1 protein-coding gene is annotated in these 1,211 nt (G+C 45.0%); it reads right to left on the bottom strand.

Going from position 1 to position 1,211, the window contains the following annotated elements:
• Positions 1-1,211, bottom strand: a 1,211-nt coding sequence (locus tag XEN7305_RS17255) for an Ig-like domain-containing protein (protein WP_006510768.1), incomplete at both ends; no start/stop codon positions are given.

The raw sequence follows: 1,211 nt of genomic DNA, 5'->3' as shown, positions 1-1,211 counted from the left end.
GTTCCTCCATTGCCGTCATCAATAGTGTAGGTAAAGCTGTCAACTCCGGCAAATCCTTCGTTGGGAGTATAGGTAAAGCTGCCATCATCTTCCACGACTACTGTGCCAGCACCAGGGTCAGTAAATTCTAGGACGTTTAGAGTATCGTCTTCTGGGTCGCTGTCAACTCCTAGTCCTGTAATCGGACTAATCTCTCCCGTGTCATCGGTAATCAGATTGCCACTCACTGGAGTTGCTCCTGATGTTTCGTAGCTATTATCCACTGCATCGGGAGGAAGGTTTTCTACCGTAATGGTAACGATCGCCGTATCAGTTCCTCCATTTCCGTCATCAATCGTATAGCTGTAGGTATCAATCCCGCTAAAGTCTTCTTCTGGGGTATAGGTAATGCTGCCATCAGCGTTAACCGCAGTTGTGCCATTGGCCCCATCGGTAGCGCTTGTTACGGTTAGGGAATCTTCGTCGGGGTCACTATCATTGTCTAATACTGCTGTCGTGGCTGGAGTATTTTCATCGGTCGTATCTGCATCATCATTCGCTATGGGGTCATCATTAATAGATTCAACTGTAATTTCTACATTTGCAGTGGCAGTTCCTCCATTGCCATCAGCAATAGTATAGCTGTAGGTATCAGTTCCGCTAAAGTCTTCTTCTGGAGTGTAAGTAATGCTATTATCTGCGTTAACCACGGTTGTGCCATTAGCACCATCGGTAGCACTAGTTACTGTTAGGGAATCTTCGTCGGGGTCACTATCATTGTCTAATACTGCTGTCGTAGCTGGAGTATTTTCATCGGTCGTATCTGCATCATCATTCGCTATGGGGTCATCATTAACTGATCCAACTGTAATTTCTACATTTGCCGTCGCTGTCCCTCCATTACCATCATCTATCGTGTAGCTATAGGTATCAGTACCATTAAAGTCTTCTTCTGGAGTATAGGTAATAGTTCCATCGGCGTTGACTGTAGTTGTGCCATTGCCCCCATCGGTAGCACTGGTTACGGTTAGGGAATCTTCGTCGGGGTCACTATCGTTGTCTAATACTGCTGTAGTTACTGCTGTATCTTCATCGGTTGTATCTTCATCATCAACTGCTATGGGGTCATCATTAATAGATTCAACTGTAATTTCTACATTTGCAGTCGCTGTTCCTCCATTTCCATCAGCAATAGTATAGCTGTAGGTATCAATCCCGTTAAAGTCTTCTTC

Origin of the sequence: Xenococcus sp. PCC 7305, from assembly GCF_000332055.1 — a bacterium.
Classification (GTDB): Bacteria; Cyanobacteriota; Cyanobacteriia; order Cyanobacteriales; family Xenococcaceae; genus Xenococcus.
Note: the sequence above shows the minus strand (reverse complement) of the source record. Positions and strands in the feature narration are given on the sequence as shown.